Origin of the sequence: Achromobacter dolens (assembly GCF_902859745.1) — a bacterium.
Taxonomy (GTDB): Bacteria; Pseudomonadota; Gammaproteobacteria; order Burkholderiales; family Burkholderiaceae_B; genus Achromobacter; species Achromobacter dolens.
The window spans coordinates 57,279-79,684 of sequence record NZ_CADIJW010000007.1; the positions used below are offsets into that span (position 1 = coordinate 57,279).

Annotated in this window: 18 protein-coding genes and 2 pseudogenes; 10 read left to right on the top strand and 10 right to left on the bottom strand. The window is 69.0% G+C overall.

Annotated features, from left to right (window positions below):
- The first annotated feature begins 1 nt into the window (after position 1).
- The 3 genes from HV783_RS08235 to HV783_RS08245 all read left to right on the top strand — a co-directional run bounded on the left by HV783_RS08235 (position 2) and on the right by HV783_RS08245 (position 3,593).
- Entirely contained in the window at positions 2–796 is a 795-nt protein-coding gene (locus HV783_RS08235) for an SURF1 family protein (protein WP_144655420.1), read from the top strand.
- A gap of 200 nt (positions 797–996) precedes the next feature.
- On the top strand, positions 997–2,193 hold the full coding sequence (locus tag HV783_RS08240) for a porin (RefSeq protein ID WP_175188955.1): 1,197 nt from the start codon (positions 997–999) through the stop codon (positions 2,191–2,193).
- A gap of 293 nt (positions 2,194–2,486) precedes the next feature.
- Positions 2,487–3,593, top strand: coding sequence for a porin (locus HV783_RS08245; RefSeq protein WP_064526996.1), 1,107 nt, complete (start codon positions 2,487–2,489; stop codon positions 3,591–3,593).
- Here HV783_RS08245 and HV783_RS08250 read toward each other — a convergent pair.
- On the bottom strand, positions 3,590–4,378 hold the full coding sequence (locus tag HV783_RS08250) for an AraC family transcriptional regulator (protein WP_054500853.1): 789 nt from the start codon (positions 4,376–4,378) through the stop codon (positions 3,590–3,592). The two genes, HV783_RS08245 and HV783_RS08250, sit on opposite strands and share 4 nt — an antisense overlap.
- Before the next feature lie 90 nt (positions 4,379–4,468).
- Between HV783_RS08250 and HV783_RS08255 the strand changes: the two are divergent.
- Positions 4,469–5,464, top strand: a pseudogene (locus tag HV783_RS08255) (MFS transporter); the annotation flags it as partial.
- Between the two features lie 50 nt (positions 5,465–5,514).
- Here HV783_RS08255 and HV783_RS08260 read toward each other — a convergent pair.
- Positions 5,515–6,255: an ArsR/SmtB family transcription factor gene (locus HV783_RS08260; RefSeq protein WP_231133021.1), complete on the bottom strand. Its 741-nt coding sequence runs from the start codon at positions 6,253–6,255 to the stop codon at positions 5,515–5,517.
- A 136-nt stretch (positions 6,256–6,391) separates the two neighbouring features.
- Between HV783_RS08260 and HV783_RS08265 the strand changes: the two genes are divergently transcribed.
- Positions 6,392–7,693 (top strand): ParB/Srx family N-terminal domain-containing protein, encoded by a 1,302-nt coding sequence (locus HV783_RS08265; RefSeq protein ID WP_054500852.1) that lies wholly within the window; start codon positions 6,392–6,394, stop codon positions 7,691–7,693.
- Positions 7,694–7,715: 22 nt separating this feature from the next.
- Here HV783_RS08265 and HV783_RS08270 read toward each other — a convergent pair whose 3' ends face one another.
- Complete coding sequence (locus HV783_RS08270) at positions 7,716–8,324, bottom strand: glutathione S-transferase family protein (protein WP_054500851.1); 609 nt, start codon at positions 8,322–8,324, stop codon at positions 7,716–7,718.
- Positions 8,325–8,440: 116 nt separating this feature from the next.
- Here HV783_RS08270 and HV783_RS08275 point away from each other — a divergent pair, with 116 nt between their 5' ends.
- Complete coding sequence (locus tag HV783_RS08275; RefSeq protein ID WP_175188956.1) at positions 8,441–9,454, top strand: helix-turn-helix transcriptional regulator; 1,014 nt, start codon at positions 8,441–8,443, stop codon at positions 9,452–9,454.
- Between the two features lie 27 nt (positions 9,455–9,481).
- On the opposite strand, the gene HV783_RS08280 is transcribed toward HV783_RS08275, so the two are convergent.
- Positions 9,482–9,868, bottom strand: coding sequence for a hypothetical protein (locus HV783_RS08280; protein ID WP_064526990.1), 387 nt, complete (start codon positions 9,866–9,868; stop codon positions 9,482–9,484).
- Between the two features lie 174 nt (positions 9,869–10,042).
- On the opposite strand from HV783_RS08280, the gene gvpU reads away from it, so the two are divergent.
- The gene (gene gvpU, locus HV783_RS08285; protein ID WP_175188957.1) at positions 10,043–10,492 is read left to right on the top strand and encodes a gas vesicle accessory protein GvpU; all 450 of its coding nucleotides are present in this window, start codon (positions 10,043–10,045) and stop codon (positions 10,490–10,492) included.
- Positions 10,493–10,502: 10 nt separating this feature from the next.
- On the opposite strand, the gene HV783_RS08290 is transcribed toward gvpU, so the two are convergent.
- Positions 10,503–11,300, bottom strand: a complete 798-nt coding sequence (locus HV783_RS08290) for a hypothetical protein (protein WP_175188958.1) — start codon at positions 11,298–11,300, stop codon at positions 10,503–10,505.
- Positions 11,301–11,577: 277 nt separating this feature from the next.
- Here HV783_RS08290 and HV783_RS08295 point away from each other — a divergent pair, with 277 nt between their 5' ends.
- Positions 11,578–12,228 carry a response regulator gene (locus tag HV783_RS08295; RefSeq protein ID WP_054500847.1) on the top strand — a complete coding sequence of 217 codons (651 nt, stop codon included), beginning with the start codon at positions 11,578–11,580 and terminating at the stop codon, positions 12,226–12,228.
- 111 nt (positions 12,229–12,339) lie between these two features.
- Positions 12,340–13,752: a DUF2252 domain-containing protein gene (locus HV783_RS08300; protein ID WP_175188959.1), complete on the top strand. Its 1,413-nt coding sequence runs from the start codon at positions 12,340–12,342 to the stop codon at positions 13,750–13,752.
- 13 nt (positions 13,753–13,765) lie between these two features.
- On the opposite strand, the pseudogene HV783_RS08305 reads toward HV783_RS08300, so the two are convergent.
- Together HV783_RS08305 and HV783_RS08310 are read right to left on the bottom strand one after the other, a co-directional pair.
- A pseudogene (locus tag HV783_RS08305) lies at positions 13,766–16,008 on the bottom strand (phosphocholine-specific phospholipase C).
- 164 nt (positions 16,009–16,172) lie between these two features.
- The gene (locus tag HV783_RS08310) at positions 16,173–17,150 is read right to left on the bottom strand and encodes a GNAT family N-acetyltransferase (RefSeq protein WP_054500844.1); all 978 of its coding nucleotides are present in this window, start codon (positions 17,148–17,150) and stop codon (positions 16,173–16,175) included.
- Between the two features lie 71 nt (positions 17,151–17,221).
- Here HV783_RS08310 and HV783_RS08315 point away from each other — a divergent pair, with 71 nt between their 5' ends.
- Positions 17,222–18,043, top strand: a complete 822-nt coding sequence (locus HV783_RS08315; protein WP_064528727.1) for a metallophosphoesterase — start codon at positions 17,222–17,224, stop codon at positions 18,041–18,043.
- Positions 18,044–18,062: 19 nt separating this feature from the next.
- Here the strand turns inward: HV783_RS08315 and HV783_RS08320 are convergent, their stop codons facing one another.
- Genes HV783_RS08320 through nirB form a run of 3 tightly spaced genes read right to left on the bottom strand, consistent with a single transcriptional unit; the run spans position 18,063 to position 22,299 of the window.
- On the bottom strand, positions 18,063–19,316 hold the full coding sequence (locus tag HV783_RS08320) for a nitrate- and nitrite sensing domain-containing protein (protein WP_254603847.1): 1,254 nt from the start codon (positions 19,314–19,316) through the stop codon (positions 18,063–18,065).
- 26 nt (positions 19,317–19,342) lie between these two features.
- Positions 19,343–19,747: a nitrite reductase small subunit NirD gene (nirD, locus tag HV783_RS08325; RefSeq protein ID WP_175188961.1), complete on the bottom strand. Its 405-nt coding sequence runs from the start codon at positions 19,745–19,747 to the stop codon at positions 19,343–19,345.
- Entirely contained in the window at positions 19,747–22,299 is a 2,553-nt protein-coding gene (gene nirB / locus HV783_RS08330) for a nitrite reductase large subunit NirB (protein WP_175188962.1), read from the bottom strand. Before nirB ends, nirD begins: the two co-directional genes overlap by 1 nt.
- Between the last annotated feature and the right edge of the window lie 107 nt (positions 22,300–22,406).

The following is a 22,406-nucleotide window of genomic DNA, read 5'->3' on the forward strand; positions in this document are numbered from 1 at the left end:
GATGGCGGCAACAAAAGACTCTACGCATTCCGGCGACACCCCCCGCAATCCCCGCAGCGCAACCACCCTGGTCATCCTGGGCGTGGTTGCGGCCGCGCTGTTCGCGGGCCTGTGCGCCCTTGGCACCTGGCAGGTGCATCGCCTGGCCTGGAAGCAGAACCTGATCGCGCAGGTGGAGCAGCGGGCGCACGCGCCCGCCACGCCCGCCCCCGCGCGCGCCGACTGGCCGGCCCTGACCTCCGACAACGCCGAATACCGCCGCGTGTCGGCCAGCGGCGCCTACCAGTACGACAAGCAGACGCTGGTGCAGGCCGCCACCGAATTGGGCAGCGGCTACTGGGTCATGACGCCGCTGCAACTGGCTGATGGCGGCGGCACGGTGCTGGTCAACCGCGGCTTCGTGCTGCCCGAATGGCGCAAGCGCCAGGCGGCCGGCGGCCAGGCCGAGGCCGACGCCGGGCCGGTCAAGGTCGACGGCCTGCTGCGCATGGGCGAGCCGGGCAACGGCTTCCTGCGCAACAACGATCCGGCCGCCAACCTCTGGTATTCGCGTGACCTGCCCGCCATCGCCCAGGCGCGCGGGCTGGGCGAGGTGGCGCCCTACTTCATCGACGCCGACGCCGCCCCCGGCGCCGGCCGCGATCCGACGCAGGCGCCGGTCGGCGGCCTGACGACGCTGACCTTTCCCAACAACCACCTGGTCTACGCCATCACCTGGTACGCCCTGGCCGCGATGATCATCGTCGGCGCCGGCATCGTGGTGCGCGAGGAACGGCGGCTGCGCGCGCGCCGCTGACTGGCCCCTGTTGCGAAAGCGCCTCACCAGAGAGGGACGAGCCCCCGTCAATCAGTCCGACAATCGACGCAGATGACCGGAAATACGTGACGGTTGGCCGAGAATGCTTGAGTGCAATCTACACAGGCAATCGGGAACAGGGCGGGCCGCAAGCCCGCCGCTTCGTTCCCCTTGCCATCCCCACTCAAGGAGTTCTCCGGATGAAAAAATCGCTGCTCGCAGCCGCCATGCTGACCGCCTTTGCTGGCATTGCCCAGGCGGAAACGTCGGTCACGCTCTATGGTGTCATCGACACCGGCATCGGCTACAACAAGGTTTCTGGCACCGTCGACGCCGGCAACAACGCTGCCGGCCAGCCTCTGCGTAAAGACGTCGGCGCCAGCCGCATCGGCATGATCAACGGGGTCCAGGCCGGCTCGCGCTGGGGCCTGCGCGGCTCGGAAGACCTGGGCGACGGCCTGCGCGCCATGTTCACGGTCGAAAGCGGCTTCGACTCGGGCAACGGCACGGCGCAACAAGGCCGCCTGTTCAATCGCCAGGCCACCGTCGGCCTGGCCAACGACAGTTGGGGCTCGCTGGAGTTCGGCCGCCAGACCACCGTCGGCGGCACCTTCCTGGCTGAAATCGACCCCTTCTACACCAGCTTCACCCAGGCCAACATCGGCACGTCCTTCAGCGCCGCCAACACCATGCGCTGGGACAACATGGTCATGTACCGCAGCGCCTGGACTGACGGCTTCCAGTTCGCACTGGGCTACTCCTTCAACGCCGACAGCAGCGACGACAACCAGAGCGGCTTCGCCACCGCGGACAACGCGCGCGGCATCACCGCCGGCCTGCGCTACGTCCAAGGCCCGCTGAACGTCTCGCTGACCTATGACCAGCTCAACAGCTCGAACTCGGCGCGCAAGCTCGATGCCGAGGGCGCCCCTGTCATGGTCGACGGCGAGCGGGTGGAATTCGACCATTCGGTCAAGCCTCGCCAGTACGCCGTGGCGGCCTCGTACGACCTCGAAGTGCTGAAACTGGCCGCCGCCTACGGCCGCACCACCGACGGCTGGTTCGTCGGCCAGGACCTGGCGGCCAACCCGGCGCTCAACGACAAGCTCGGCACCATGCACTACGCGGGCGGCTTCAAGGCCAATTCGTACATGCTGGGCGCGACCCTCCCGCTGGGCGGCACGAGCAACCTGTTCAGCTCGTGGCAGCACGTCTCCCCGTCCAACGACAAGCTGACTGGCGACGACGCCACCATGAACATCTGGAGCGTGGGCTACACCTACGACCTGTCCAAGCGCACCATGATTTACGCCTACGGTTCGTACGGCAAGAACTATGCCTTCATCGAAGGCATGAAGAGCAGCGCCGGCGGCATCGGCCTGCGCCACCTGTTCTAAGCATCCGCGCCAAGCCGGCCCTGCCGGCCTCATGCGCAAGACACCGCCACGGACCCGCTCCGTGGCGGTTTTTTTTTGCCTTGGCCTATGGCGATACGCAGCGCCCTGGCCCGTTTGCCCGGCTTTGGGGGAAGAACGGACCCATGATTCCGATACAAATAGACAGAAAATCACGGTTTTTGGCAGGAAATAGGACTTTTTGACCTACACTAGGGTTTGGGAACCGCGTTGGGCGTCATGCTCAACGTGTTGTTCCCTTTATTTTTTCCCCTCTACAGCAAGGAGTTCCACGGATGAAAAAGACGCTGCTCGCAGCCGCAATGTTGACCACTTTTGCAGGCGTCGCTCAGGCAGAAACGTCAGTCACTCTCTATGGTGTCATCGACACCGGCATTGGCTACAACAAGATCAAGGGCAATGGCTATGACGGCAGCAAGCTCGGCATGATCAACGGCATCCAGGCCGGCTCCCGCTGGGGCCTGCGCGGATCCGAAGACCTGGGCGATGGCCTGCGCGCCGTGTTCACGCTGGAAAGCGGTTTCGATTCGGGCAACGGCACCCGCGGCCAGAGCGGTCGCCTGTTTGGTCGCCAGGCCACCCTCGGGCTGGCCAACGACGCCTGGGGCACGATCGAATTCGGCCGCCAGGCCACGGTCGGCTCGAACTACCTGGCCGACATCGACCCCTTCTACACCAGCTACACCCAATCGAACCTGGGCCTGGGTTTCAGCGCGGCCAACACCATGCGCTGGGACAACATGGTGATGTACCGCAGCCCCTCGATGAGCGGCTTCCAGTTCGCCGCGGGCTATTCGTTCAACGTCGACGATACCAACAGCGACGAGACCCATTTCCGCACCAACGACAACTCGCGCGGCATCACCGCCGGCCTGCGCTACGTTGAAGGTCCGGTCAACGTCACGCTGACCTACGACCAGCTCAACGGCTCGAACCGCGCCTCCATCGACCACGGCGCCACGCCGCGCCAGTACGCGATCGGCGCATCGTACGACCTGGAAGTGGTGAAGCTTGCCGCCGCCTATGGCCGCACCACCGACGGCTGGTTCGTCGGCCAGGACCTGCCGGCGGGCACGCCCTTCAGCGACGAGTTCGGCACCAACCGCTACGTGGACGGCTTCAAGGCTAATGCCTACATGCTGGGCGCGACGATGCCCGTGGGCGGCGCCAGCAGCCTGTTCGCATCATGGCAGCACGTCTCGCCGTCCAACGACCGCCTGACCGGCGGCGACGCCAACATGAACGTCTGGAGCGTGGGCTACACCTACGACCTGTCCAAGCGCACCAACCTGTACGCCTATGGTTCGTACGGCAAGGACTACGCGTTCATCGACGGCCTCAAGAGCACCGCCGCCGGCGTCGGCATCCGCCACGTGTTCTAAGGCAACGGGTCGCGCCGGCGCTGCCGGCGCCCCGGCGGCTCGCCGTAGGCGCGCCGGTACATGGCAATGAAGGCGCTGTCGCTGGCATAGCCCACGGCGTGCGCCACTTCCGTGACGGACGCGCCTTCGGCCAGCCGGGCCCGCGCCATCAGCAGGCGGCATTGCGTGCGCCAGCGCGTGAACGGCAGGCCGGTCTCCGCCAGGAATGCGCGCGCCAGGGTACGGCCGCTGGCGCCCACCCGTCGGCCCCAGTCGTCGATTGACAACGCGCAGGCCGGGTTTGCCAGCAATTCGCGCGCGATCGGCGCCAGCCGCCGGTCGCGCGGCATGGGCAGGTGCAGCGGCGCCGCGGGCGCGGCGGCCAGTTCATCCAGCAATGCGCCCACCAGGCGCTGTCGCGGCCCATCCAGCGGCCGGTCGGATGGCCATTGCGTGACGCGCACGATCAGCTCGCGCAACAGCGGATTGACGTCGAGGATTTGCGGCTCGCGCGGCAGGCCGGGATAGACCGACACATCGAAATACAGGCTGCGATACGCAAATGTGCCCTGCATGGCCGTGCGATGCACGCAGCCGGCCGGCAGCCAGGCCGCCTGCAGCGGCGCCAGTTGCCCCACCCGGTCGGTGAGATACAGGGTCACCCCGCCTTCGGCCTGATACAGCAACTGCGCGCGCTGATGCGCATGCCAGTCGGACGCGTGCGCGCGCGTGTCGATCGCCATGCCCACCACGGGGCAGGCGACGAGGTCCGGATCTTCGACGGCGTCGGGGAGATAGGCGGGCATGTCCGATTGACGATGTTTTATGGCGCGATATCGTGATTTTGCACGCCCCCGCGCGCCTACGCTAGCGACTTTTCGCATCACGGTCGTCGCATGTCATCCCATCCTGCTTTCGCGCCCGCCCAAGGCGCCCTGCCCCCGCCCTGGCTCATCATCGCGCTGCTGGCCCTGCCGCAGATCGCCGAGACCATTCTCGCCCCCGCCCTGCCAGACCTGGCGCGCCATTGGCGCCTGGACGCCGCCGCCACGCAGCCGGTCATGGGCGTGTTCTTTATCGGTTTTGCCGCCGGGGTGTTGCTGTGGGGGCATCTGGCGGACATGTGGGGCCGCCGCCCCGCGATGCTGGCCGGTCTGGCCACCGGGCTGGCCGGTACGCTGGGCGCGTTGGCCGCGCCGCACTACGGCTGGCTGCTGCCCGGCCGCTTTGTCCAGGCGCTGGGTCTGGCAGCCTGCTCGGTGGTGACGCAGACTGCGCTGCGCGATTGCCTGAGCGGCCCGCGGCTGACGCGCTACTTCGTCACGCTGGGCACGGTGCTGGCGTGGTCGCCCGCCGTCGGGCCCCTGACGGGCCAATGGCTGGCCGACCGGCAAGGCTATGCCGGGGTGCTGGCGGCGCTCGCCGCGACGGTCACGTTGCTGCTGGGATCGGTCGCCTGGCGCTGGCACGAGACCCGGCCAGCCACGGCAGGGCACACACCGCTGGCGGCGCTGGGCCGCGCCATGCTGGCCGACGGCGCGCTGCGCCTGGCGGTGCTGCGGGTGGCCGGCCTGAACCTGCTGGTGTTTTCCTTCTATGCCGCCGGGCCGTTCATGACGGGCCCGCTGCCCGGGCTGGGCTTTGGCTGGGTGGGCCTGGGCGTGGCGCTGGTCGGCAGCCTGGGCGCCGCCGCCAACCGCCGGCTGCCCGCCTCGGCCGATGCCGAGCGCCGGGTGCGCTACGGCCTGCGTTGCGTCGCGCTTGGCGCGGCGGCGCAGGCCGCCGCCATGGCCTGGCGTCCGGAACCGGGCTGGCTATGGGCCGCCACGGCGCTGCCGCTGTTCGCGGGCTATGGCCTGGCGATACCCAACCTGCTGGGACCGGCGCTGCGGCGCTACGGGCATTGCCTGGGACGCGCCGGCGCCTTGTTCGGCCTGGCCTACTACAGCCTGCTGGGCGTGGGTTTGGCGGCCACCTCATGGCTGCCTTTCGACACGCCGCGGCCGCTGTCGCTGGCATGGCTGGGACTGGCGCTCTGGCTGCTGCTGGCGCGCCAGTCGGGAAAGCCGGCGTCGAGCCGGCGGGCGCGCAGGCCGTGCGCGCGCAACGTGGCGACGGCGTCGGAGGACAGCACGCAGAACGGGCCGCGGCAATAGGCCACGATCTCGTGCCCGGCCGGCAATTCGCCGAGCCGCTCGAGCAGTTCATCGGCGGGGATGTTGAGGGCCCCGGGCAGGTGGCCTTGCGCGAATTCGTCGGCCGGCCGCACGTCCAGCAGCGTCATGCCGCCTTCGCCCAGGCGGCTGAGCAGTTCGTCGCGCGAGATGGCCTCGAGGCCGTCGCGACGATCCTGGCTGTCGGCCACCAGGCGGCGGATCTCGCTGCGGTTGTGCTGCGCCACGGCCCCGAGCGCATTGAGCAGCCCGGCGATGGGCGCGGTGCCGAGCCGGTAATACACATGCTTGCCATCGCGCCGGGTCGCAACGAAACCGGCGCGGCGCAATTGCTGCAGATGCTGCGAAGTGTTGGCGACCGACAGGCCTGACAATTCGGCCAGCCGTTCGACCGGGCGCTCGCCCTGCGCGATATGCTCGAGCAGCACCAGGCGGTGGGCGTTGCCCAGCGTGCGGGCGAGTTCGGCCAGTTCGGCCGCGAGAGGGGTCTGGAGCGGTGGCGCGGTCATTGGCGGCGATCTTAGCATTGGGTCCGGGCCCGTCGCGCGGCGCCTTGAACAACGCCTGGCGTGACAATGCAATGAACACGAAACACGTAGCTGTCATCATTGGACACTCCCCCTGTCGAACCCGATACGCTCATCCATGCCCCGCACGCCCGACTCCGACCTTCCCCGCCCTTTCGCCGCGCGCTGGCGCCCCGCGCTGCGGATCCTCGCCCTGGCCGCGCTGCCGCTGCTGCTGGCAGCCTGCAACGGCAGCAAGGATGGTGACGACGACAGCCCCGTCGCGCAGAATCCGGCGCCACCGACCGACACGCGCAACCCGGCCTACCTGTCGGCGCGGCCGGGCGACGTGATCAAGGTGCGCATCGAGGAACTGCGCCCGACCCAGGCCGCGATCGGCTATGACCAGATCTACTACAAGCTGGGCCGCTGGCAGGGCGACTTCAACCGCCCCACCTGGGCGGCCGACGCGACCAAGCAACTGGACTACCTGAACCGCACGGTCGGCAAGAAGTTCAGCGATTATTGCGAGGACATGGGCGCCACCACGTCACAGGCGTTCACCTCCATCGCCCAACTGCAGGCCGCCCGCCTGGACCAGCCGACGACCTTCAGTTGCACGGCCGCGTTCGGGGCCAACCCCGCCAACCTGAAGACGGTGGTGGTGGGGTGGGACGGCAACCTGTACCTGACCGACGGCCATCACACGTTCTCGTCGCTGCGCGAGATCTTCGATGGCGGCCCCAAGCTGCCGGTGTGGGTCAAGGTCGACGCCAACTACAGCGGCGCCGGCACCGCCGCGGCCTTCTGGCAGCGCATGGTCGATGAGCGCAAGGCCTGGCTGCGCGACGGCCAGAACCAGCCCATCACCGTGGACCAGTTACCTACGCGCGTGGGCATCGCCAACGCGCAGGAACCCGGCGGCATGCAGGAAGACCGCTACCGCTCGCTGGTGTACTTCACCCGCGACATCGCCTACAGCAACGGCAGCCTGCCGGAATTCGCCGAATTCCTGTGGGGCGACTGGCTCCGCCGCCAGGTGGCCGCCAATCTGCTGCCCGGCCTGGACCAGTACGCGATGGTGGCGCCGGCCACGCCCGCGCAGATCCTGACGGTCAGCACGCTGAGCGCGGCGCTGGCGCCCACCGGCGCCAACGACGGCTATGCCGCCGCCGTGCGCAACGCCGCCCTGAAGATGACGGCGCTGGCCGACACCGACATCGTTTTCCAGGACCGCACGGCCGCCAGCCTGGGCCGCATCCCGCTGGTGGCGGGCGCTCCCAGCGGCTCGCCCACCAAGACGGCGCGCGACACGCTGGAAGAATTGCCGCGCAACGACGTCAAGGCCGACGGCAGCCCGCGCGGCGCCGGCAAGCTGTGGTTCGCCGTCAACTATCGCGCCTGCGGCAAGCCGGCCGCGGGCACCTGCTGGGGCTGGTAGGCGCCGGGGCGGCAACGCCGCCTCAGCGGTCGATCTGCATGGCTGGCCGCGCCTGCACCTTGGCCAGCCAAGCCTGCACCTTCGGGTGCGCCGCCACCGGCGCCCCGAGCATCGTGCTGTAGCCGATCACCGAGCCCACCACCAGGTCGGCCAACGAGTATTCGTCGCCCAGCATCCAGGCCTGGCGCGTCAGGTGGCCATCCAACACCGCCAGCAAGACGTCCAGGTCGGCCCGCGCCCGCTCCGCGTGGCGCGGATCGCGTTGGCCTTCCTCGCCGTGGCCGACGTGGAACAGGCGCCACAGCACCGCGCCGTACGATACATAAGCCCACGCGCTCCAGGACATCGCGGCGAGCCGTTGCGGCGTGCCCGCGGCGGGCCACAGGCCGCGCTCGACGCCCCATTGCTCGCCCAGCCACAACTGGATCGCCAACGCTTCGAACAGGGGCGCGCCGTCCACGGTCAGCGTCGGCACCTTGCCATTCGGATTGATCGCCAGGAATTCGGGACGGCGCTGTTCGCCGGCGCGGATGTCAACCTTTACACGCTCGTGAGGAACCTGCAGTTCGGCCAGGGCGGCGGCGATCGGGGAAGCGCTGGACTGGGGGTGCCAATAAAAGACGATGGACATGGGAAATACTCCGGTTTCGTGGATTCCCGCCGCGGCACCATGGCCACCGGCGATGGCGTGAACTGTAGAATCAATTGCGGACAGATTCCGCCCTCGATTTGCTTTACCGTCACGCCATGCTCACCTCCAGCAACCGTCTCCTGCGCCTGCTGTCCCTCCTGCAGACCCGCCGCCACTGGGCCGGCGGCGAGCTGGCGCAGGCGCTCGCGGTGCACCCGCGCACCCTGCGGCGCGATATCGACCGGCTGCGTGAATTGGGCTACCCGATCCAGGCCAGCAGCGGTGTGGCCGGCGGCTACGCCTTTCGCGCCGGGCACGCGCTGCCGCCCCTGCTGCTGGATGACGACGAGGCCCTGACGGTGGCGATCACCCTGCGCACCGCCGCCACCGGCACGGTTGCCGGCATCGAGGAAGCCGCGCTGCGGGCGCTGGTCAAACTGGAACAGGTGATGCCGGCGCGGTTGCGGCATAAGGTGGATGCGTTGCGCTCGGCGCTGGTGCCGCTGGCGCGCCACACGCCGTCGGTGGATGCGGGCCTGCTGGCCGCGCTGGCGGCCGCCTGCCGCGACCAGTTGCGCGTGAGCTTCGACTACATCGACGGCCGTGGCCAGGCCAGCACGCGCCAGGTCGAGCCGCAGGGGCTGGCGCACACGGGCTGGCGCTGGTACCTGGTCGCCTGGGATCCGGCGCGCGACGACTGGCGCACGTTCCGGCTCGACCGCATCGCCGGCGGCGTGACACCGGGCGCGCATTTCCGCCCACGGCCGCCGCCCGACGGCGGCGACCTGCGCGCGTATGTCGCGCGATCGGTGGGCCAGGCGCCCAACGCCGAAGACGCCCGCGTCATCCTGCACGCGCCGCGGGCAGCGATGGCGACGCGCATTCCGCCATGGGCTGGCGATCTCGAAACGCTCGACCCCGGCCGCTGCCTGCTGCGCTGCGCGGGCCAGTCACCGGACGCGCTGGCCTACTGGCTGATGTCGCTGGACGTGGAGTTCGATGTATTGGCGCCCACGGCGCTGGCGCAGCGCCTGCGGCAGGCGAGCGAACGCGTCGACCGCATGCTGCAGCGCCATGCCGCGCGCGAACAGGCGTCGACAACGGGCGGATTGACGCCGCCCGCGCCGTAACGCCGGCGGCGCCACGGCGCGCGCCGATCAGGCGCCGGAACGCGCCTGATCGGCCTGCTTGGCCTGTTCGGCCCTGGCCAATTGCTGCATGACCAGCGAGACCTTTTCGGCGATCTTGAGCTTGTCGGCCGCCGACATCGCGTCGTAGTCCTTCTTCGAGATCCCGAGGGAGGCCAGCGCCGCGTAGAACATCTTGTCCTGCAGCGACATGGAGGCATAGTCCATGAATTCCTGCTCGGACTCCGAGGCGGCGCCCGGCGAAGCGCCGCGCACGCCACCGCCCAGCGCCGAGGCGCCGCGCTGCTGCGCGTCCTGGAACGCGGCGCGGAAGGCCTCGCCGGCGCCCGCGGCGAACGACGAAGATTGGCGGGGATCGGCCGCGTCGGCGGCATTCCTGGAATTCACGGTGATCATGGTCAGCCTAGTCTGAGGAAAACACGATGGTTCGCAAGTTACTCTCCCGGCCGCCGGACCGATGCACCGGAATGACGCCCGATCCGGCTGTTTCTCCGCCGATTGCCCCGATGCGCGCCCGCCGCAGTTCGAGTATCTTGTGACTCCCTCGCACATTCCGGAGCCTGTGCCGTCATGAATTTCGAACCGACCCCCACCTCATCCCAGCCCGCCCCCGCCGTCGCCGCGCCGCCAGCCGACGTTTTCCTGCAGTTCCTGGTGAACCTGGTGAACAATGGCGGCCAGCTCAAGGGCATCGGCGTGACGCTGCAGATGGGCGGCATGCTGGTGTCCGGTTCGATCGTGTCGGGCGCCGAGTACTTCGACCGTTTCGCCGAAGCCTTCGCCGATTCGCTGTCGGACATGGACGACCAGGCGCGGGAATCGGTGCGCTCCTCGCTGTCGGAACTGGGCGACGTGTTCCGGCTGCCGCAACCGGCCGAACCCCTGCCCAACTACATCCACCTGGCCGACGCCCTGTTCTTCACCGCGGACGGCACGCCGATCGCGGGCCAGCCGACGCTGTGGCGCGGCCGCAGCAGCGCCGTGGACGGTTTCATCCTGGGCCGCCTGCAGGCCGCCTGAACGGGCTACGCTAGCCGGCGCCAGGGCCGGGCCGGTGGACGCAGGCGTTGAAGCTGCGCCAGGCCCCGCCGTCAGCCTGCAGCCAGACCGCCAGGCATTGCGCGCTGAGTGGCGAGGACAGCATGGCGCCGCGAAACAGCAGTCCCGGGTGCGCACGCAGCCAGACGAAATCGTGAATGTCTTCTATGTCGTCGGCGAGCACCTGCAGCTTGGCATCCTCGATGCACGCCATCACGGCGCAAAAGCGCTGCTGCAGCGAGCGGTCGGCGCCGAGCCCGCGCGGAATCTTCAGGGTCAGGCCGCAGACGCGCAGCGCGCCACAGGCCACCGGTTCGCCGCCGCAGGTGGCGGGCAGCAATTGCGCCCGCAAGCCGGGCTGGAATTCGGCATAGCTGGCCAGAACGGACGCCTGGGGCAACAGGCGCTGGAACAAGGGCAGGAGGAAAGTCAGGCGCCGGGTCCCCAGGTGCGCGCGCTTGCCGCCAGCGCGCGCACCCAGGCAGAGTTGGTCGCGTGTCAGGCCCATGTCGAGATCGGTGCACAGGCGCTGCGCCAGGTCGGCGTCGCCGGGCCCGGCCAGCGCGTGTTCGAAAGACAGGTCGATGAGCGCGCCGGACTGCTCGGCGAAGGCCGCCGCGGCGCGCAGGCGCGCGCGTTGCGGCGCAAGGTTGTCCGCGCCGCCGCTCCACGGCGTGAAGCCGTCCGCGACCGCGTACTCATGCACACGGCCTTGCGCGGTGAAGACCGGCTGGAACCGCAGGAACAGGGGTTCCTTTCGCGCAGGACAGGCGGGAACGGCGTCACGCATGGCGGAAGCGGGCCACGGGCGCCGGCCAGGGGCGGCGCGTGGGGGAGAACATCATGGAACCTCATGAAGGCGTGGACACGCCGCAATGCCGGCCGCGTCGGACGGAAGACAGCAGATATGAGGACGATGGTGCCAAAGGCGGGGAAGCGATTGAACAGGAAAATTCTCAATCCTGGAATCCTCTCGCCTCGTCCGGCTTCGGCGCCATGCGTTCCGCGACCGGCCGCCGATGCGGAATAATTCGTCTGTCTCCCCGGCCAACCTGACCCCGCTTCGCATGCAACGACTCCGTATCGCCATCGCCGACGACCATCCGCTGGTCCTGATGGCCATGGCCGACCTGCTGAAAAAGCACCTGGGCTTCGAGGTCGTCGCCGCGCTCGACACGCCCACGGCGCTGGTCGAACAGCTTGCACGCGACGCGCCGCAGGTGGTCATCACCGACTACGCCATGCCCGGCGACGACCTCTACGGCGACGGCATCCGCCTGGTCAAGTACCTGATCCGCCACTACCCCGGCGTCCGCGTGGTGGTGCTGACCATGGTGTCCAACCCCATGATCGTGTCGGCGCTGTACGACGCCGGCGTGGATGCGGTGGTCTTCAAGCACGACAGCCCGAACGAGATCGTCACCGCCCTGCAGGCGCTGCAACGCGGCCGCAAATACTATCCGCCCGGCCTGCCGCGGCGCCGCTCGCCGGCGGGACACGGCGCGCTCATCGGCGAGCGCATCAACAGCCTCTCGCCCAAGGAGTTCGAAGTGCTGCGGCATTTCGTGCGCGGCGAGTCGATGATGCAGGTGGCCGGCTGCCTCAAGCGCAGCGTCAAGACCGTCAGCGGCCAGAAGATGTCGGCCATGCGCAAGCTGGGCGTGCGCACCGACCAGGAACTGGTGGCGTTCTGTGTCGAGCACGGCATGTTCCAATGAGGCTCCGCGGGCGGCCGCCGCTCGCGCGGGAACACCCACAAGGCGCCCAGTCCCGCTACACTCCTGGCGACAGGCCGGTCATCGGCACCGGTCCGCGACCAGGGAACCGCCATGCTCGAAACAGACAGCATTCAAGCGCGCAGGTCCAACGGGCAAAAAGCCCGGGAGCACGTCAAGCGCTCGTCCCACGCCGCCCTCGGCAATGTCGACCGGGACCCGATCCGGTTGCTGCGGATCAATAGCGCCGGACGGGTACAGGCCCTGATCCCGTTGCGCTACGGCCGCATGGCGGCCTCGCCCTTCGCCTTCTTTCGCGGCGCCGCCATCCTGCAGGCGCACGACCTGGCCGGCACCCCGCATACCGGCATCTCCATCCCTATCTGCGGCGACGCCCACCTGCTCAACTTCGGCGGCTTCGCCACGCCCGAGCGGCAGTTGCTGTTCGACCTGAACGATTTCGACGAAACCGCCACCGGCCCGTGGGAATGGGATATCAAGCGGCTGACCGCCAGCCTTGCGGTGGCGGCGGCGCACATGGGCTACGGCCGCGGCGACAGCGCCGACATCGTCATGGCGGCCGCCTGCGAATACCAGTTGCGCATGAACGAGTACGCGCAGAACAGCACGCTCGACGTGTGGTACGAGGGCATCACCTTCGAGCGCATGCTGCAGGACGCGGAAACCGCCGAGGGCCGCCGGCTGATCAGCCGCGCCATGGAAAAGGCCGCCGGCCGCACCAACGAGAGCATGCTGCACAAGATGGCGTACATGGAAGGCGGCCACTGGCGCATCCGCGACGCGCCGCCGGCCATGTTCCACCCCAGCGGTCCCGTGACGCTGCTGGGCAAGGCCGAGCACTGGCCGGACACGCCGACCTGGAAGAAGAAGATGGCCAAATGCTACGCCGGCTATCTCGATAGCCTGGCGCCGGACCGGCGCGAACTGCTCAAGCACTTCGCGGCGCAGGACGTGGTCTTCAAGGTGGTGGGCGTGGGCAGCGTGGGCACGGTCTGCCTGGTGATGCTGATGGTGGACAGTTGGGGCAATCCGCTGTTCCTGCAGGCCAAGGAAGCGCGAGAATCCGTCATCGCCCGCTATGCCCGCGACAGGGCGCCCGCGCATGCCGGATATCGCGTGGTGACGGGCCAGCGGCTGCTGCAGGCGGCCAGCGACATCTTCCTGGGTTGGGCCACCGGGCCGCGCGGCAAGCACTACTATTTCCGCCAGTTGCGCGACATGAAAGTCTCAGCCGACGTCGAGAGCTTCAACCAGAAGATCCTGACCGGCTACGCCCGCATGTGCGGCCGCGCGCTGGCGCGGGCCCATGCCAAGGCCAGCGGGCACTCGGTGGAGCTGGCCGCGTACATGGGACGCGCGGGCCCGTTCGCCGAGGCGCTGCTGGCGTACGCGCAGGGCTACGCGCGGCAGAACGAAAAGGACTACCGCCGCTTCCTCGAGGCCTGCCGCGCGGGCAAGCTGCCCATGCGCACGGACGAGGACATGGCGGCGGACTTCCGCGTCTGAGCGCGTCCGGCCCTCAGGCGCCGGCCACGCCCATGGCCGGATCGCTCACCGTGTGCGCGCCGGTCTCGACGCGGCCGGCGAAGCGGCGGTAGAACGCCGGATCGCTGGAACAGGTGACGGCAAGGTCATACCACTGGCCGCTGGCCGCCAGGCTCCAATTGCGCGTGGCCTTGCCCCCGCCCGCGACCTCCAGCGCCAACGGCGCGTCCTGCCGGTAGGCCTGCGGCGTCACGGTGAAGGTGCAGGCGTTGGCGCCGGTGTTGAGGAACTCGGCGTAGACCTCGCCATTGGCAATGTCGTAGCAGACCCGGATCTCGGGCAGCGAACCGCTGGCGGCGATGCGGTGGATGTCGCCCTTGAAATGGCGGTGATAGCCGTTCGGGCCCAGCACCCACAGGTCGTACCTGCCCAGGTTGTCCAGCAACGCGTTCCAGGTGTCGGACAGGGTCTTGCCGGCCTCGACCGCGTAGCGGCGCGGCAGCCGGTCCAGGTGATAGCGGTCGTAGACGTGGAACACCGCGCCCTGCGTGCCCGTGTTGGCGAACACCAGTTCCACCGTGCCGGCCGCGGCGCAGCGCGCGCTGGTGTGCAGTTCGTAGGGCAGCGCGCGCGACGGGCGCGTGCCGCTGGCCTGCAGCGGCAATTGCATGTCGGTGGGCAGCGGCATCTGCGGCAGGGCTTCCTGCGCGCTGCGCAACTGGTCGGCGGCCGCGCGCGTGGCGCGCCCTGCCAGCGTCGGCAGCGCTTCGGCATTGGGCGTCTTGAAGTTGAAGGCGCTGGTCAGGTCGCCGCAGACCGCGCGGCGAAACGGGCTGATGTTGGGCTCGGCCACGCCGAAGCGCGCCTCCAGGAAACGCAACACGAGGTGTGGTCGAACACCTGCGAGTTGACCCAGCCGCCGCGGCTCCAGGGCGAGATCACGAACATCGGCACGCGCGGGCCGGGGCCGTAGACGCGGCCGTCCTTGGTCGCCGGCTGGGTCGTGCTGCCGGCGGGCGAGGCGTGCGTGAAGTACTCGAACGCCATGTCGGCATCGGCCAGCGTGGTCTTGCCGGCGGGGGTGCCGCCGGCATCGCGCGACGGCGCGGACGGCGACGGCACATGGTCGAAGTAGCCATCGTTCTCGTCGAAATTCACCAGCAGCACCGTCTTGCTCCAGACCTCGGGCACGGCGGTCAGCGCATCCAGCACTTCCTGCAGGAACCAGGCGCCCTGCACGGGGCTGGACGGGCCCGGGTGTTCGCAATAGATGGACGGCGCGTTCATCCAGCTCACCTGCGGCAAGCGGCCTTCGCGGATGTCGCGCCTGAAGGCGTCCAGGTAGTTCTCGGGCGCGGCGCCCGGCAGCGTGTTGGCCACGCCCTTGTAGAGCGGATTGGCGGCGTTGTCGGTGGCCGGATCGTAGGCCTTGTACGGCAGCGCCTGGCCGGTGTTGGCATAGGGCACGCCGGGCTCGCCGCCGCTGGACACCGGATAGCCGGAATTCACGTTGGCCTGGCGGAACGCGCGAAACGCGCCCAGCATGTTGTCGCCCCATTCATCGGGCATGTTCTGGTACGAGATCCAACTGACGCCCGCCTGTTCCAAGCGCTCGGCGTAGGTGGTCCAGGTGTAGCCCTTGTTGACGTTGGCCGGCAGGCCGTCGATCCAGTCCCACTCGTTGTTGACGAAGGCGGTGTTGGTGGGCACGGCGCCGTTGGTGCCGGTCAGGTGGAACGAACGGTTGGCGTCGGTGCCGGTGTGCATCGAACAATGGTAGGCGTCGCACAGGGTGAAGGCGTTGGCGAGCGCGAACTGGAACGGGATCTCGCTTTCCTTGAAGTAGCCCATGGAGATATCGTTCTTGTGCGTGGGCCATTGCGCCATGCGGCCGCCGTCCCAGGCCTTCTGGCTGTCGTCCCAACTGTGCGGCGTGCCGGCCGCGCGCTGCGCGTTGTGGCTGCTGCCGTCGATATGGAACGGCGTCAGCACGGCGCCGTTGGCGCGCTGCTGCTGCCAGACCTTGCGGCCGTTGGCCAGCGGGATGGTGAAGCGATCGCCGAAACCGCGCACGCCCTTGAGCGTGCCAAAGTAGTGATCGAACGAGCGGTTCTCCTGCATCAGGATGATCACATGCTCGACATCCTTGATGGTGCCGGTGGCGTTGTTGGCGGGAATGGCGAGGGCGCGGCGGATGCTGGGGGGAAATGCGGCGAGCGCGGCGGCGGCAAAACCCGCGCCGGCGGCGGTCTGGAGAAAGTTGCGGCGGGAGGTCATCGGGTGGATTTGGAAAGAGGAGCACCAACCTTGCCGCGAAGCATCGGCAAGACCCCAGCGAGTCTAGGAATGCGAAGTGACAGCGCCGTGAAAGCGGACGCGTCGAAGCGGGCCGCGGCGCGTGCGCGCGGCCTCAGTGTGTGTCCAGATGCGTCAGCGCGAGGTCAGCGCGCCGCGCGGCTGAAGCGCTGTTCGACCACCACGCCGCCCCATTGCGTGCCCTCGGCTTCCTGGGTCAGCACGAAGCCGGCCGACTCATACAGGTGGCGCGCGGCGTCCAGGCCCTTGAAGGTCCACAGATACGTTTCGTCAATGTCGAGCGCGTCGACGAAGGCCATGGCGCGCGCCAGCAGGGCCCGCCCCACGCCCATGCCGCGCAGCGATTCATCGACAATGAACCAGCGCAGATGCGCCGTGCGCGCCGCGAGGTCACTGTCGATGGCGATGGAGGCCAGCGTGCGATTGCCGTCGGTGTAGCGCCACAGGTTCTTGCCCGGCGCGGGCAGGCTCTCCGCGAAGGCCGCCAGCCCCGTCGCCACCAGGCGCTCGAACACCACGCCAAAGCCGGCGGCCTGGGCGTAGTAGCGCGCGTGCAGGCCGGCCACGTCGCCGATACAGCCGGGCGCGTAGCCTTCCTGGATCTGCGACTCGATCGCGTCGCTGGCCTGCGCGGCGCGGGTGTTGGGGTTTTCGCGCGACAAGGCGTCGGCATACAACGACAGGTAGCGCACCAGGATCTCCTGGTCGGGCGGCGCCAGTTGCCGCAAGGCGCGCGACACCTGCTCGGTGGCGAACTGATCGATGCGGCTGCGCAGGTCCTGGCCGGCTGGCGTCAGCGACAGGCGCGAGGCGCGCGCGTCGCCGCTGTCGGTCTCTCTCGCCACCAGGCCGGCCGCCTCCAGCTTGGCGACCTGGCGGCTGGTGTTGGACTTGTCCAGCCGCAGCACCAGCGCCAGGTCGCGCGCCTGGATGCCCGGCTGCAGGCCGATCTCGATGATGGCATGCACCGCCGACGGCGCCAGCTCGCTGCCGGCCAGCGATGGCCGCATGAAGCCCAGTTCTCGCACCAGCTTGCGCGAGAATTCCCGCAGGTCGCGGATGGTCTGTTCCCGGGAGCGGGTGGGAAAATCGATAAGATCCATGATGACGCGTCCTGAAGTTGCGGGTCGCAACCAATTTACTTGCGAATCGCAACCAAAACAAGCCCTGCCCCATGAAAATTCAATTGCTGTCCGATCTGCACCTGGAGTCCGACCCCACTTTCGTCGCACACCCGACGGCGGGCGCGGACCTGCTGGTGCTGGCGGGCGACATCGGCTCGTACCAACCGCGCTCCAGACTGACGGCGGACGATTTCGGCCTGGGCCGCTATTCGCCTCGCCACGGCTGGCCGACGCCGGTGGTCTATGTGCCGGGCAACCATGAATACGACAACCTCGATTTCGATGAAACCCACGACCGGCTGCGCACGCTGTGCGAGGCGCTGGGGATCCATTGGCTCGAGCGCGAGACCCTGGTGCTCGACGGCGTGCGGCTGGTGGGCACCACGCTGTGGACCGACTTCGACGCGCTGGCCGCGCCGGGCGACACGCTGACGCAGGCGCTGGCCAAGCGGGGCAAGGCCTTCCGCGCCGCCGATTTCTATCTGGAGAAAGCGCGGATGCGGCGCCACGGCGCCCCCTTCATGGCCGAGCAGATGCGCGAACAGGGCCTGGCCTGTCAGGCCTGGCTGGAGGCGGCGCTGCGCGCGCCGTTCGACGGCCCGACGGTGGCCATCACCCATTTCGCGCCAAGCCTGGCCAGCGCCGATCCGCGCTACGGCGTGACGCCGGGCACCGCCGGATTCTGCAACGCGCTCGACCACCTGCTGCCGCTGGCCGACATGTGGCTGCACGGCCACCTGCACTGCCCGCTGGACTACGAGAAGGAAGGCTGCCGCGTGGTCGCCAATCCGCTGGGCTACGCCCGCAAGGGCGAGCAGGAGGGCTACCTGCCCGACGCGTTGTGGGAAGTGCCGGACAGGCGCGGCGCGTAGGCCGGGATCGCGGCGGCGTTCAGCCGGCCGCGGTATCGAGTTCGGCCAGCACCTGCCGGGCGACCTCGTCGAGCGAGCGCCGGCAGTCCATGGCAACGCGCTGCAATTGATCGTGCGCGGCCTGTTCGCTCAGGCCATGGCGGCTGACCAGCAGCCACTTGGCGCGCTCGACCCGCCGCCGCTCCTCCAGCGTGCGGCGGGCCAGCGCCAGCGCGTCGTCCGACTGCCGCAGGCGTTGCGCCTGATCGCGCATCAGGTCGAGGATGGAGCGTTCCATGGCCTCGCCCACGCCGTCCTGCGGCGGCACGTCGAGAATGCGGCCTTGCAACTGGAACAGCATCGCCGGCGTGTCGTCACTGGCGTGATCGGCGAAACGGCTGAGGAGCAGCCGATGGTTGTCCAGTTCGGCGCGGGTCTCGACGATGCGGCGATGACATTGCAGGGTGAGTGCCTCAGCCAGCAGGCTTTCGACCGCGCGCATCGCGTCGATGCGTTCGGTGCACAGGCCGAACCACAGCTCGGCCAGGCCAGCGTCGACGCGTTCGGATTCGGAAGTCCGCAGCGCCATGTCGCGCATGCGCAGCACCGGGCCTGCGCCCTGTTCCACCCGTTCCCAGACGGCCAGCGCATCCGCGCCGGCGTATTGCGCGAAGCTGTCGAAGCAGCGCTTCTGCAGGTCCGCCAGCTCCAGCACGCGGGCCTTCTGCGCCTCGGTGAAGTAGCCGGTGGTGTAGCCCATGACGCCGTAGGCCCGCTCCTGGCCGCACAGTTCCTTGCCCTGCATGAAATTCAGCAACGCCACCAGCAGGCGCGTGACGCCCGCATCCAGCGACGAATCGGCGGCTTCGAACACCAGCGCGAACAGGCTGGCGATGAGCCGCGTGAAGACCGCCCCGGCCTCTTGCGCCGCGACCCGGCGGTCGCGGATGGCGCGGCGCGTGCGCGGCAGTTCGTCGAGGCGGTACAGCGCGTACGCGATGCAGTTGAGCAGCCGCGCCTTGCCGGCGCTGCGGGTGGCATCCGGCTCCAGCCGGTCGAGGAAGCGGCGCACTTCCTCCTCCACCGCGCAGGCGTCGGAACTCAGGCCGGCCAGGGTCTGGCGCAGCGCGTCCTGGCCGCCGCACAGGTACAGGTTGGAAGAGCCGCGCTCCTTCTGCAGCACGTGCACCAGCTTGCTGACCAGGGTGGCCAGCTCGCAGGTGCTGGCCAGCGCCTCGAGCCCGTGCAACTCGCTGCGGCGGGCGGCCAGGAGAAAGCGCAGGGTCGAAGGCATGGCGTGCTGCGGCATGGCGGTCGCCCTCAAGCCATTGCGGGCGGTTGGACTTCCACCGCATCGCCATTGAAACGCACGGGCCAGGCCCGCAGCGATTGATCGGAATACTCGACACAGGCGCCGTCGCGCAGACGGAAGTGCTGCTTGTAGAGCGGCGAGGCCACCACCAGTTCGCCGGCCAGGTGGCCGACGATGCCGCGGCCGATGACGTTGGCGCCGGATTTCGGGTCGCGGTTGTCGAGGGCGTAGAGCGTTTCGCCGGCAACGGCGGGCAGATAGAACAGGGCCACCTGGCGGCCGTCCACCAGCGCCACCACGCCGGAATCGGCTACCAGGTCGCGGCGGGTGCAGGCGGGGCGCCAAGACGCGGCGTCGGGCGTGGCGTCACGCGCGGTCTCCGGGCGCAGGGCAATCACGGCATTCGAGCGCATCAGGCAAGCTCCTCGGCGATGGGAATCACGCGCGCGGCCGGCGCGGGGCGCGGCTGGCCGCGCTCCTGCACGAAGCGGATGTCAGGGTCCGCCGCGGCGCTGTTGACGAAGGTGCGGAAACGCTTGAGCTTTTCCGGGTCGGACAAGGCATTGGCCCATTCGCATTCATAGCGGTCCACCACCAACTGCATCTGCGCCTCCAGTTCGGCGCCCAGCCCCAGGCTGTCGTCGATGACCACGGCCTTCAGATAATCCAGGCCGCCCTCCAGCGACTCGCGCCAGACCGAGGTGCGCTGCAGCTTGTCGGCGGTGCGGATGTAGAACATCAGCAGGCGGTCGATGTAGCGGATCAGGGTGGCGTCATCCAGGTCCTGCGCGAACAGTTCGGCGTGGCGCGGCCGCATGCCGCCGTTGCCGCACACGTACAGATTCCAGCCGTTCTCGGTGGCGATGACGCCGATGTCCTTGCTTTGCGCCTCGGCGCATTCGCGGGTGCAGCCCGAGACCGCGAACTTGAGCTTGTGCGGCGCGCGCAGGCCCTTGTAGCGGTCTTCGATGCGCAGCGCCATGGCGACGCTGTCCTGCACGCCGTAGCGGCACCAGGTGCTGCCGACGCAGGACTTCACGGTGCGGGTGGACTTGCCGTAGGCGTGGCCGGTCTCGAAGCCGGCGGCGATCAGTTCGGCCCAGATGTCGGGCAGTTCGTGCAATTGCGCGCCGAACAGGTCGATGCGCTGGCCGCCGGTGATCTTGGTGTAGAGCTTGTATTTCTTGGCCACCGCGCCGATCGCGATCAGGCCGTCGGGCGTGACCTCGCCGCCCGGGATGCGCGGCACCACCGAATAGGTGCCGTTCTTCTGCATGTTGGCCATGAAGGTGTCGTTCGTGTCCTGCAGCGGCACCAGATGAGGATCCTGGATCGGGCGATTCCAGCACGAGGCCAGGATCGACGCCACGGTGGGCTTGCACAGGTCGCAGCCGACGTGGCCGCGGCCGTGGCGTGCCAGCAGTTCCTCGAACGATTCGATGCCCTGCACCCGCACGATGGCGTAGAGCTCCTGGCGGGTGTAGGCGAAGTGCTCGCACAGGCTCTTGTCCACCGCGACGCCGCGGCTCGCCAGTTCGTGTTCCACCACCTGCTTGAGCAGGGCCGCGCAGCCGCCGCAGCCGGTGGCGGCCTTGGTGCAGGCCTTGACGCCGGCGACGTCGGCGCAGCCGCCGTCCAGCGCGTCACAGATGGCGGCCTTGCTGACGTTGTGGCACGAACAGATGGTGGCGGTGGCCGGCAGCGCCGCCGCGCCCAGCATGGGCGCGGCCTGCCCGGCGGGCAGGATCAGGCTGGCCGGATCGGCCGGCGGCGCGATGCCGTTCTGCGCGTATTGCAGCAGGGTGTCGTAGTAGCTGTTGTCGCCCACCAGCACCGCGCCCAATACGCGCTTGCCGTCGGCCGACACCACCAGGCGGCGGTACGAGGCGCCGGCCTCGTCGATGTAGCGATAGCTGCGCGCGCCCGGCGTGGCGCCGTGGGCATCGCCGATCGAGCCGACGTCCACGCCCAGCAGCTTGAGCTTGGTCGACATGTCGGCGCCGGCGAACGGCGCGCTGTCGTCGCCGCAGAGCTCGGCGGCGGCCACGCGCGCCATCTGGTAGCCCGGCGCCACCAGGCCGAAGATGGCGCCGTCGAACGCGGCGCATTCGCCGATGGCGTAGATCGACGCATCGCTGCTGCGGCAATGGCCGTCGACGGCAATGCCGCCGCGTTCGGCCACGGTCAGTCCCGCCTGGCGCGCCAGGCCGTCGCGCGGCCGGATGCCGGCCGAGAACACGATCAGGTCGGTTTCCAGCGGCGCGCCCTCGGCAAAACGCATGCGGTAGCGGTATTGCGTGCCTTCCTTGATTTCCTGCGTGGCGCGCGACAGATGCACGCCCACGCCCAGCGCCTCGATGCGCGCCTTGAGCGCGGCGCCGCCGGCCTCGTCCAATTGCACCGGCATCAGGCGCGGCGCGAACTCGACCACGTGCGCCTCCAGCCCGAGCGACTTGAGCGCGTTGGCGGCCTCCAGGCCCAGCAGGCCGCCGCCCACCACCACGCCGCGCCGGGCGCCATCGGCCGCCGCGCGGATCTGGTCCAGGTCATCGAGCGTGCGGTACACCAGGCGCGAGGCCCCGTCGGCGCCGGCGATCGGCGGCACGAAGGGATAGGAGCCGGTGGCCAGCACCAGCTTGTCATAGCCATGGCTGCCCTCGGCCGTCACCACCTGCCGCGCGTGGCGGTCGATGCGCAGCACCGGCGTGCCCAGCCGCAGCGACAGGCCCGGCCGTTCATAGAACGCGGCGTCGCTCATGGCCATCGATTCGGCATCGCGCCCGCCGATGTATTCGGACAGGTGCACGCGATCGTAGGCGCGCCGGGTCTCTTCGCCGAACACCAGGATGCGGTAGCGCGCCAGCGCGCCACGCTCGATCAGTTGCTCGACGCAGTGATGGCCGACCATGCCGTTGCCGATGACGATCAGGGTCTGCATGGGGGTCGTTGAGGTCGCTGTGCTCATGGGGCTATCCAGGCTGGGCCGTTCGGGTTTCAAAAGACAAACGGCGCCCGGGACTGGTGGGTCCGGGCGCCGTTGCCTGCAATGCTCGCGTTGTCTGGCCGGACACG

Coding starts and splice junctions, on each gene's coding strand:
- HV783_RS08290 (WP_175188958.1), bottom strand. CDS start 11,300: ATGCGTGACGCCGTTCCCGCCTGTCCTGCGCGAAAGGAACCCCTGTTC.
- HV783_RS08295 (WP_054500847.1), top strand. CDS start 11,578: ATGCAACGACTCCGTATCGCCATCGCCGACGACCATCCGCTGGTCCTG.
- HV783_RS08275 (WP_175188956.1), top strand. CDS start 8,441: ATGCTCACCTCCAGCAACCGTCTCCTGCGCCTGCTGTCCCTCCTGCAG.
- HV783_RS08240 (WP_175188955.1), top strand. CDS start 997: ATGAAAAAATCGCTGCTCGCAGCCGCCATGCTGACCGCCTTTGCTGGC.
- HV783_RS08250 (WP_054500853.1), bottom strand. CDS start 4,378: ATGCCCGCCTATCTCCCCGACGCCGTCGAAGATCCGGACCTCGTCGCC.
- HV783_RS08260 (WP_231133021.1), bottom strand. CDS start 6,255: ATGACCGCGCCACCGCTCCAGACCCCTCTCGCGGCCGAACTGGCCGAA.
- HV783_RS08310 (WP_054500844.1), bottom strand. CDS start 17,150: ATGGATCTTATCGATTTTCCCACCCGCTCCCGGGAACAGACCATCCGC.
- HV783_RS08235 (WP_144655420.1), top strand. CDS start 2: ATGGCGGCAACAAAAGACTCTACGCATTCCGGCGACACCCCCCGCAAT.
- nirB (WP_175188962.1), bottom strand. CDS start 22,299: ATGAGCACAGCGACCTCAACGACCCCCATGCAGACCCTGATCGTCATC.
- HV783_RS08280 (WP_064526990.1), bottom strand. CDS start 9,868: ATGATCACCGTGAATTCCAGGAATGCCGCCGACGCGGCCGATCCCCGC.
- gvpU (WP_175188957.1), top strand. CDS start 10,043: ATGAATTTCGAACCGACCCCCACCTCATCCCAGCCCGCCCCCGCCGTC.
- HV783_RS08300 (WP_175188959.1), top strand. CDS start 12,340: ATGCTCGAAACAGACAGCATTCAAGCGCGCAGGTCCAACGGGCAAAAA.
- nirD (WP_175188961.1), bottom strand. CDS start 19,747: ATGCGCTCGAATGCCGTGATTGCCCTGCGCCCGGAGACCGCGCGTGAC.
- HV783_RS08245 (WP_064526996.1), top strand. CDS start 2,487: ATGAAAAAGACGCTGCTCGCAGCCGCAATGTTGACCACTTTTGCAGGC.
- HV783_RS08320 (WP_254603847.1), bottom strand. CDS start 19,316: ATGCCTTCGACCCTGCGCTTTCTCCTGGCCGCCCGCCGCAGCGAGTTG.
- HV783_RS08315 (WP_064528727.1), top strand. CDS start 17,222: ATGAAAATTCAATTGCTGTCCGATCTGCACCTGGAGTCCGACCCCACT.
- HV783_RS08270 (WP_054500851.1), bottom strand. CDS start 8,324: ATGTCCATCGTCTTTTATTGGCACCCCCAGTCCAGCGCTTCCCCGATC.
- HV783_RS08265 (WP_054500852.1), top strand. CDS start 6,392: ATGCCCCGCACGCCCGACTCCGACCTTCCCCGCCCTTTCGCCGCGCGC.